Origin of the sequence: Nocardia sp. NPDC049707 (assembly GCF_040674855.1) — a bacterium.
Lineage (GTDB): Bacteria > Actinomycetota > Actinomycetes > Mycobacteriales > Mycobacteriaceae > Nocardia.
This window is the reverse complement of the sequence record NZ_JBFANN010000054.1, coordinates 35,802-44,995: the sequence shown is the minus strand read 5'-3', so window position 1 is coordinate 44,995 and position 9,194 is coordinate 35,802. Positions and strand designations below refer to the sequence as shown.

The 9,194-nt window shown below is 64.2% G+C and carries 8 protein-coding genes and 2 pseudogenes; 5 read left to right on the top strand and 5 right to left on the bottom strand.

What is annotated here, in order from left to right:
- Window positions 1-328: 328 nt before the first annotated feature.
- Window positions 329-1,504, top strand: coding sequence for a helix-turn-helix transcriptional regulator (locus tag AB0J29_RS32470; protein WP_364794359.1), 1,176 nt, complete (start codon window positions 329-331; stop codon window positions 1,502-1,504).
- Between the two features lie 91 nt (window positions 1,505-1,595).
- Here the strand turns inward: AB0J29_RS32470 and AB0J29_RS32465 are convergent.
- Window positions 1,596-1,673: pseudogene (locus AB0J29_RS32465) on the bottom strand (DUF6879 family protein); the annotation flags it as partial.
- 289 nt (window positions 1,674-1,962) lie between these two features.
- Between AB0J29_RS32465 and AB0J29_RS32460 the strand changes: the two are divergent.
- Entirely contained in the window at window positions 1,963-2,826 is an 864-nt protein-coding gene (locus AB0J29_RS32460; RefSeq protein ID WP_364794357.1) for an MBL fold metallo-hydrolase, read from the top strand.
- Here the strand turns inward: AB0J29_RS32460 and AB0J29_RS32455 are convergent, their stop codons facing one another.
- Complete coding sequence (locus AB0J29_RS32455) at window positions 2,827-3,483, bottom strand: TetR family transcriptional regulator (RefSeq protein WP_364794355.1); 657 nt, start codon at window positions 3,481-3,483, stop codon at window positions 2,827-2,829.
- Between the two features lie 137 nt (window positions 3,484-3,620).
- On the opposite strand from AB0J29_RS32455, the gene AB0J29_RS32450 reads away from it, so the two are divergent.
- Together AB0J29_RS32450 and AB0J29_RS32445 are read left to right on the top strand one after the other, a co-directional pair.
- Window positions 3,621-4,550: a zinc-binding dehydrogenase gene (locus AB0J29_RS32450; protein ID WP_364794353.1), complete on the top strand. Its 930-nt coding sequence runs from the start codon at window positions 3,621-3,623 to the stop codon at window positions 4,548-4,550.
- A 22-nt stretch (window positions 4,551-4,572) separates the two neighbouring features.
- Window positions 4,573-4,761 (top strand): hypothetical protein, encoded by a 189-nt coding sequence (locus tag AB0J29_RS32445; protein ID WP_364794362.1) that lies wholly within the window; start codon window positions 4,573-4,575, stop codon window positions 4,759-4,761.
- A 240-nt stretch (window positions 4,762-5,001) separates the two neighbouring features.
- Here the strand turns inward: AB0J29_RS32445 and AB0J29_RS32440 are convergent, their stop codons facing one another.
- Both AB0J29_RS32440 and AB0J29_RS32435 read right to left on the bottom strand, forming a co-directional pair.
- Complete coding sequence (locus tag AB0J29_RS32440) at window positions 5,002-6,609, bottom strand: alpha/beta hydrolase (RefSeq protein WP_364794351.1); 1,608 nt, start codon at window positions 6,607-6,609, stop codon at window positions 5,002-5,004.
- Between the two features lie 144 nt (window positions 6,610-6,753).
- Window positions 6,754-6,888 (bottom strand): annotated as a pseudogene (locus tag AB0J29_RS32435) (carbohydrate ABC transporter permease); the annotation flags it as partial.
- Between the two features lie 204 nt (window positions 6,889-7,092).
- Between AB0J29_RS32435 and AB0J29_RS32430 the strand changes: the two are divergent.
- Window positions 7,093-7,809 (top strand): DUF4913 domain-containing protein, encoded by a 717-nt coding sequence (locus AB0J29_RS32430; RefSeq protein ID WP_364794350.1) that lies wholly within the window; start codon window positions 7,093-7,095, stop codon window positions 7,807-7,809.
- Between the two features lie 86 nt (window positions 7,810-7,895).
- Here the strand turns inward: AB0J29_RS32430 and AB0J29_RS32425 are convergent, their stop codons facing one another.
- A complete protein-coding gene (locus AB0J29_RS32425) occupies window positions 7,896-9,116 on the bottom strand; it encodes an ROK family protein (RefSeq protein WP_364794348.1) in 1,221 nt (406 codons plus the stop codon).
- Window positions 9,117-9,194 lie beyond the last annotated feature (78 nt).

The following is a 9,194-nucleotide window of genomic DNA, read 5'->3' as shown; positions in this document are numbered from 1 at the left end:
GACCCGACCACCACGAAGCCATCGTCTATATCGCCATGATCGCCGTCATGTCACGCCGCCTCGCCCGCACCTGACCCAGTTCTCAGACGCTCACTGATCCCCTTGTCGTTGGCTGCACACCCCCCAGCGAGGTACCAACCGCACCGCTGGCGGCGCGTAGCTTGCGGTGCGCTGTAGGGCGCATCCCGCTGGGGAGGTGCTCAATACGACGTTATGGGCATACAAGAGCCGCGAGTGACAACCTGGTGACAACTCGTAACGCCCTGGTCGCGGGCGGTAGTCTCGGCTGTGGATGCCAAAGTCCTGCCCAAATGCTAGGGAGTCCGCCGTGACCCACGTAGGCCACCGCATCGCGGTTGAACGCAAGCTCGCCGGACTGAAACAAATTCAGTTGGCGCAGAAAGCGAATTACAGTCTTTCACTGCTGCGGGCCGTCGAGCAGGGCCGTGAACCAGCGTCGCCCGCGTTCACGGCTGCTGTGGCGCGAGCGTTGCAGGTAGAGCCTGAACAGCTCACTGGCGCACCTTATTACGACACAATCGAAGAAGACGGCCCGCTCGAAGGTCTGACCGATCTGCGGGCGCTGCTGGCCGAAGGGCCATACGCCCAAGGCGTCGAACCGCCGACTTTTGCGGAATTGTCCGCAGAGATGTCCGCCATTGATCGGGACTGCCGCAACGACAAGAGCCGGGCGGCGCTGGCACGCCTGCCGATTCTGATGCGGCAGATATACGGCGCACTTCACGCCGCGAGCGCCGACGCCGAAGGTGGGGCTACGTACGACTTGTTGTGTGCGGCGCACGCGGCCGCCGAACGGCTGTGCCGCCGGTTCGGTTACATGGGCCTGGCCGTTTCTGCGCTGGATCGCCTCGAATGGTTCGCCACACAAGCAGATGACCCGCTGTATGCTGCGCTCGGAAAGGTCAAGCGTGGCCGAATCCTGATGTACCACAACGCAAATGATGCCGCGCTGACGTTAATCGGCCAAGCGCTGGACACGATCAGTGGTGATGATACGGCTACTACTGAGATACGGGGGTTCGGGCACCTGTGCGGCTCGATCATTGCCGCTCGGGGATTCCGCGCCGACATTGCTCGAGACCACATCACGGAGGCTCGAAATTTGGCGCGGCGTATCAACGGAGAATCCGACCTGTACGGCACTATGTTCGGTTCTGCAAATGTTGAAATCCATTCGTGTGCTGTGGAACTCGAGGCAGGAGACCCTGGCAGAGCGGCTCACGAAGGCATGGCGCTGGTGCTTCCGGCAGATATCGCGCTACCGCGTGCAGGACACCACTGGCAGGACGTAGCGCGAGCATGGCTACTGATCGGACAGCCGGACAAAGCGCTGAAATCGTTGAACTTCGCACGACGGGCTGCACCACAGCAGACCCGCTTGCATCCATCGGTGCGTGAGACGTTGCACGGGATCGCGGCGGCTGAACGACGACGCACCGATAGCCTGTCCAGTTTCGCTGGTTGGGTCGGTGTCGCACTCTGACTTTCGTGTCGGTGCCCGCTTGTAGCTTGCTCGGTGATCGAGGTGCCAACAGGAAAGGAAACGCGGCGATCATCGGCGCCATTGTGTTGGTGTCGGTCACCGAGAGCAGCCAACGGTGATAGTCGGTGTGCGGGACCGTGACCACACGTACCCGGCGGTTTTGGTGCCCTTCTTCAAGAAGCCGGTCTCGTCACTGGCCACGCGGCCCCGAACGCGTGAACCGGCTCCCGATCCTCGACATCAACGAATCCAACTCGGCCACAACATGATCCAACACCACAGATCACATCTACCACCAGCTCGCCCCGGTGCCGTTGCAACATTAATAACAAATTGTCGATGAAATCCGCAGAGAGGCTTTTGTAAATAAGTCAAGGCTTGAAAATTCCGTGCCATGGTTGGTACTCCTGAAAAGGCGCGGCCATTGCTGCGTCATACTGAGTAGAGAGTTCTGCAAAATGTCATGGTTCGTAGACGATCGCTGCGTGAACTGCGATGTGGCCCGGCAATTGGCGCCCGGCTTGATCGGCGAGGTCGATGGTCGCTCCGAAATATTGCGTCAACCACGCGACGAAGCCGACGAGCAGGCGCTCGCCGCAGCTGCATTCGCTTGTCAAACCCGGTCGGTTCGGCGCAGGAACGTGCCACTCAACGCGGCGTTCGACCCGTTCCCGATGCGACTGGAAGAGGGAGTTTACCTGTGTGGACACAATTCGTCGCACACTGCGGGGGCCAATTCCTATCTGCTGCGACGCCGCGGCGGCAACCTCATGGTCGATACGCCGCGTTGGAGCGAGTCGCTGGCAACGCGATACGAGTCGCTCGGCGTGGTGACTGACGTTCTGCTGACTCACCGTGATCACGCCGCGCACGGCCGGCGCTACGCAGACCGATTCGGGGCTCGACTGTGGATTCACGAGGGTGATCTCGATTCAGCCCCGGATGCCGATCAGATAATACGCGGAGCCGATCCCGTCGAGATCGTCGACGGCGTAATGGCGCATCCATTTCCGGGCCATACCGAGGGGAGCGTGCTTTACATAGTCGACGACCGTTACTGTTTCAGCGGGGACAGCATGTATTGGTCTCGCACCACCGGAGATATCGAAATTGCCGCGAGCGTTACCTGGTATTCGGTTGAAGTACTGGCCGAGTCGCTAGCACAGTCGGTCGATCGCCTTCGTTTCGAGTGGCTGTTGCCCGGTCATGGGGATCGCCGACAGCTTCCGGCACGCGAGATGGCGCTCCGGATGCGAGGGTTGGCAGAACGTGTCAAAGCCCTTCGTCCTCAACCGATCGACTTCAGCGCTATGCGGTGGTGATCACGGCTCGTCGGTCAAGCGGGGCCTGAGGGGCATGGCGAGTGCGCCGGGGACAGCGGTGAATGCATTGCGCAGATCGGCTGCGAGGGTGGTGGTGTCGATCGGATTGTTGCGAGCGGTCCAGGTGTCGAGGGCGCAGTGGAAGGCGGCGATGAGGATGTCCAGTGCCAGCCGGGGCTGTGGGTCGGTAGCTGGGTCGAGGTCGTAGCGCTCGCGCAGCAGCGCGAGTGCGTCGCGGACGATCCGGTCGCAGAACTGCAGGTTGTGCGCGGCCGTCGAGGGGGTGGACTGCGCGAGGCGGTGGCTGCGCGAGGCGCGTTCGGCCCAGCCGTCGGCCGGCAGTCGGCCCACGACAAGAAGCACCGTGTCTTGCAGCATTTCCAGCAGGGTGTCGCTGCCGGGTTCGGCGGCCGACAGTTCGGTGAGGAATCCGGTCCACAGGTCCTGCAACGGGGCCATGGCGACGTCTTCCTTGCTGGTGAAGGTGCGGAAGAACGTGCGTTTGGAGACCTCGACGGCATCGCAGAGTTCGTCGAGGGTGGTCTGGTCGAATCCGCGGTCGGTGAACAGTTCCAGCGCGGTGTCGATGAGCGCTTGCCGAGTCCGTAGTTTCTTGCGTTCTCGCAGCGGCAGCCGGTCGGTCGCAGCATCAGCCATGGTCACCAGCCTAACCAGCCTTCGCTAGTTAGCGGCTTTCGCCATTTGACAGCGTTTGCCACTCAGTGGCAGATTATGGATCGCTTGTTTGGGTGAACGGGCCCTGATCACAGTTTTCGGCGCGAAAGGCGTTATTCATGCGTGCACTGGTTGTCGACCGCTCCACTCCGTCCGGGCTGCGGCTGGGCGAGGTTCCCGACCCGATTCCGGCTCCGAATCAGGCCGTCATCCGGGTCACGGCGACCTCGCTCAACAGCGGCGAGGTCCGTTTCGGGCTCACCGTCGCGCCCGAAGGCACGGTGCTGGGCTGGGACGCGGCCGGGATCGTGGAGCAAGCCGCCGCCGACGGGTCCGGTCCCCCGGTCGGCGCCGAGGTGGTCACCCTCGGCCTGACCGGGGCATGGGCGCAGTTGCGGGCAGCGGATACCGACCTGATCGGCACTGTCCCCGCGGGCACGGATCCGGGAGCGATCAGCACGATCCCGGTCGCCGGGGCGACCGCGCTGCGGTCGCTGCACCGGCTGGGCCCGATCCTCGGCCGCCGCGTGCTGGTCCTCGGCGCGGGTGGCGGCGTCGGCCGGTACACCGTGCAGCTGGCCGCACGCGGCGGCGCGCACGTCATCGCCGCCACCGGCGACCCGGCCGGCCATGCCGAGGGCCTGCGCAAGCTGGGGGCCGCGGAGATCATCGCCGACCCGGCGGAGCTATCGACCCGCGTCGACGGGGTGGTGGACCTGGTGGGTGGGACCCCGCTGGTCGATGCCTATCGGCAGTTGTCGCAGGGCGGCACGCTGGTCGCGGTCGGCCACGCCGCTGGGGAAGGCGAGACGTTCCCATTCGGGACGCTGTTCGGCGACCAGGGTCGCCACGACCGCACCCTGACCACGTTCTTCCTGTTCTCCTGCCCGAACTTGGGCCCGGATCTCAGCTGGCTGGCTGCCCAGGTCGCGGGCGGGAATCTGGATCCGAACATCGCCTGGCGCGGTGACTGGTCCCGCGCCGATGATGCGATCGAGGCGCTGTTGTCGGGCCGGTTGAACGGCAAAGCGGTGCTGGATCTGCGGTAAGAGCTGCAGCGGTCAACGGCGCGTGAAATCGAACGAGGAGATCATGGAGATCCTGGCCGCCTACGACCTGACCGGCAGCTACGGCAAGGCCGCCGAGCTGGTGGGGTGTGACCTCCATACGGTGCGCCGCTACGTCGAATTGCGGCGGGCCGGAACCGATCCGGCGGCGGTGGGACGCCGCTTTCGTCTCATACGGATCGGATGTGGTTGAGCGGGTGGGGAATTCAGGGCCGCGGCACCCAGATCGTGTTGCCGTCGCGGTCGCGTTCGACCGTGCCGAAGACGACGTCGGCGAAGTGGGTGCCGAGGCCAGGTCCCCGGATTCCGCGAGGTCGTCGACCAGTCGGCGCCGTGATCGCGCCGACTGGGTGCCGTCATGATCGACGCCGGCCGACCAGCGCGTCGAGTTCGACCTTGTGAGCTGTGCGGTATGGGCACGCAGTGTGGCGCTTCAGCTCGGCGGCGCGGACGTGTCGGAAACGGGCTGGGTGAACGGTGGGGTGTCCTGCAGACAGACGGTGCCGCGTGGGGGCAGCACGCCTCGCACGACGTAGTTGCTTTCATGGGCATTCGCGCAACTGCTCGGGTTGTTCAGGGTGGTGTGCCCGTATCCGGCGACGGTGAGCAGTCGAGCGTTGCCGAGCTGGGCGGTCGTGGCCAGGGCGGATCGATACGGAGTGGCGGGGTCGAAGATGGTGTTGACCGTCAGGATCGGTGTCTTGGACCGGTTCCACGGTCCGGTGTAGCGGTGGGCCGCCTCTCCGGGCCAGGTGGAGCACGCCTCCGTCACCCATGACCAGAATGGCCCGACTGTCCCGGCTCGCAGGGTGGCGAATTTGGCCAGGGGGCCGTAGAGCTGTGGATCGCGTGGGTTGGGACTCTCGCTGCACACCAGCGCATAGACCTGTTCGATGCCCGAGTAGCTCTGCTGCTGCGCGGGGGCAGTTGGCCATGCGTCGCCCGCTGCGGATGGGAGGATCTCGGTCGGCGTCGTCGGAACCGAGGCCATCGATGCGGTGCTCTGCGGCGTCTGGCCCAGCCAGAGGTCCTGCAGCAGTTCGGCCAGCGACGACCAGTTCAGGGCAGCGTCCACGGGATGGACCAGTTGCAGGGCTGTGCGCACGGTGGAGGCGGTGAGGGCATAGGTGAATATGCCCTGCGGGTGGATGAGCAGGCGGTGCAGCAGCAGCTCGTACTTGACTCGGGTCGCCCAGGGATTATCGGCCGCGAAAGGGCAGGCGCTGCGGCCGGCTCGGCTGCACAGAGCGAGGAACTGCTCGAGCGTCTCGGCCGTCCCCAGGTCGGAGCGTTCGCGCAAGAAGGTCGGCAGCGGTGACTTGTGGTCGTACCAGGCGGTGGGATCGACATTGCCGTCGAGCACCATCGCCCGCACTCGGTCGGGGAAGAGGTTGGCGTAAGTCGCGCCGAGCAGCGTCCCGTAGGAGGCCCCCATATAGGTCAACCGCTGGTCGCCCACGACCGCGCGCAGCAGATCCAAGTCGTGTGCCGAGTCTGTGGTCGAGACGAACCGCAGCAAGACCGGGTCACGCTGTTCGCAACCCCGACCCAGTTCGGCGTTGAGGTCGATCCACCGCCGCTCTTCCTCATGGCCGACGGGAAACCCTGCGGGCAACTGCGCGGACCAGGCCGCGTATTCCGCGGCAGTGGCGAAACATTGGACGGCGGTCGAGCGACCGAACCCGCGCGGGTCCCAGCTGACGATGTCGAACCGTTCCCGTATCTCTTGGGGAAAGAACGGATACTCCCTGATGAACAGGTCGATAGCTGGTGCAGGCCCACCAGGGTTGAACAGCATGCTGCTGATCCGATGCGCCGGATCGGTTGCTGGATGCCGGATGACCGCCAGCTCGATCGTGCGCGCTTGCGGATGCTGATAGTCCAATGGTGCGGGCACGGTGGCGCATTCGAAACCGGGGGCGTTGGGGCACGGGGTCCAGACCGGGGTAGGCGTCACCACGGGTGTCGAGTCCGGCGGCTCGGCCGCCGTGGGCGCGGCGCCGCAGGCCACGACCGCGGCCATCATAATGGATGTCACCACGCGTCGCGGGAAATTCGGGCGGTTCGACACGGATCCTCGCTATCGTCACGGGGGAAGTGCGTGGCTGTGCTGCAAGGAAATTTGGCCCACGGTAGCCGACCACCGAGCAAATGCCGGGTTATGCCGACCGATCGGCGTGGTGGCCTACTTCAACCCGGACCGCACGAACGCGTTGACAATGTGGCGCTGCAGGAGCAGGTACATCAGCAACACCGGCAGGCAGGCGAGGCTGGCCAGGGCCATCATCGGTCCCCACTGATCACCTTCGGTGCCCATGTAGATAGCGAAGAAGAACCCAACGGCGTTCGTTGGGGGACACCCGACCTCGCCCGATTCCGCACCCGAGGCGGGGTCTTCGCTCTGTGGTAGTGGCACCAATCGGCGAAAGATGTCGGTGGCCACGAGTACTCTCGGATTTCAAATGTCGGTGGGGGCTGGACGTTTCGCGGCGGCGACATCGAGAATTCGGGAGGTGCGTCCGCGGTGAGCGAAGCGCAGCAGTCGTCGACGATTTACGAGAATGTTGTCGAGTTTGTCGAGAACTACCTGAGCCTGGTCTATCGGCGGCGTGTGAGCGATGTCAGCGACATGGTGTGGTGTCCGGAATGGTGGCAGCACGCCGAAGCCGTCGCCCGCCTGGACGCGCTCTGGCGGGCTTGGGAGTACTTCCGACTCGATGGCGCAGCGGGCATCAGCGTGTGGTTTCTCGACCACGCCGATCCGCACATGTTCGAACTGCTCGACCGACACGGCCCCTTTACGTACTGCAGCGTGCACGGCGGTCACCAAGACATGCTCGCTCCGTTGCCATTGAAGTCTCCACCACCGTATTTGTTTGGTGATCCGGCGGTGGCGGATCACGAAACCGGTTCGGACAGTGCACGAGTCACCATCTACCGTGATGTGGTCGAGTTCGTCGAGGACTATCTGAGTCTGGTCTATCGGCGGCGTGTGAGCGATGTCAGCGACTTGGTGTGGTGTCCGCAGTGGTGGATGCATGCCGAGGCAGTGGTGCGACTGAATGCCCTGTGGCGGGCGTGGGAACTTTACCGACTCCATCCCGCAACGGGTTTGAGTATTTGGTTTCTCGACCACGCCGACACCCACATGACCAGGCTGATCGATCAGCGGGGTCCCTTCGAATACTGCGGTACCGAGAAGGGACATCAGGGAGCGCTGCCAGTAGATGACGGCGCGTAGGCGTATTCGCCGAGCTTGCCGTTTCCGTGAAACACCTACGAGTACTTGATCAGGGCGCTGAGACGTTGTCGCACTGGTGAATTGAGCTAGGTGGCCGAGCGGATGGCACGGCGGGCGGCTATGGAGCCGAAGGTTTCGCGGTCGGCGAGGAATCCTTCGAGGGCGAAGGTGGCGGCGCCGAGACTGGCTGGGTTGTGGGGGAGGGTGCAGAGTTGCAGGGTGACGGCGGCGTAGGGGGCGAACATGGCATGGTGCGCCGCCACTCGGCGGGTCACTTCCAATAGCCGTTCGCCGAGGACATTGGCGACCAGGTCGCCGAAAACCATGGTGCGTGGGTTGAAGAGGTTCACCAGGTTCGCTACAGCGACCCCCAGGTAGGTGCCGGTCTTTTCGATGACCTCGCCAGCGAGGGGATCGTCGCTGGCGGCTATGGCCGCGATGGTGGCGGCATCGTCGGCCGCGAGTAGTGGGCTGGCTGGCGCGATTTCGCGCAGGGTTTGCACGATGCCCCGCGTGCTCACATAGGCCTCGACGCAGCCGCGGCGTCCGCATCGGCATTCGCGGCCGTCGATCACGAGGTTGGTATGTCCCCATTCGCCCGCGCTGTTGGTCACACCGCGATACAGCGCGCCGTCGATGACGACCCCGATGCCGACACCGGCGCGCAGTGTGACGACGATCAGATCGTCCACATCGCGTCCGGCGCCGAACCAAAGATGCGCTGCCGTACTGGCTTTCAGCGGATTGTCGAGGTACAGCGGATGCGGTACGCGCGGTTGCAGCAGTGACTTCAACGAAACGTCGTGCCAATGCCAGTACGGCGAGAACACCGAGACGCCGCCCTCGGGTTCGACCAAACCCGGCACGCTCAGCCCGACACCGAGCACTCGCTCAGCATCGTCGGCGGTCAATTCGCTGATACCGCGAATAATCAGTTCGGTCACGTCATCGGGCTGGGTGGCTGCGGGGTCGACCGGGATCTCGACCGACCGCAGCACCGACATGGCCAGGTCGAAAAGGTCGAAATGGATACTGGTTTCGGCGATATCGACGCCGACCAGCATCCCGCGCTCCGGATTGATCGCGAGCTGAGCGCGTGGCCTGCCGATGCCGGGAGTGTCGTAGCCGAGTTCGGCGAGCACGCCGACGTCCAACAACTCAGCGATCATATTCCCCACCGTCGCGAACGAGAGCCCGGTGGCGCGGGCGATCGCCTGCCGGCTGGTGTGGCCCTCGGCGGCATAGACCGCCTGCAGTACATAGAACCGATTCCGCCGTCGGATATCGCGCGCGGTCAGCTGGTACACGGTCGGGCCATCTCCTTCCGATTGATATTCGCAGACGCTACCCGAGCAGTTATGACAACACTATTTACAACGGTTATC

Bases quoted from the DNA above. Each gene is read 5' to 3' on its own strand.
- AB0J29_RS32460 (WP_364794357.1), top strand. From the start codon at position 1,963: ATGTCATGGTTCGTAGACGATCGCTGCGTGAACTGCGATGTGGCCCGG.
- AB0J29_RS32450 (WP_364794353.1), top strand. From the start codon at position 3,621: ATGCGTGCACTGGTTGTCGACCGCTCCACTCCGTCCGGGCTGCGGCTG.
- AB0J29_RS32455 (WP_364794355.1), bottom strand. From the start codon at position 3,483: ATGGCTGATGCTGCGACCGACCGGCTGCCGCTGCGAGAACGCAAGAAA.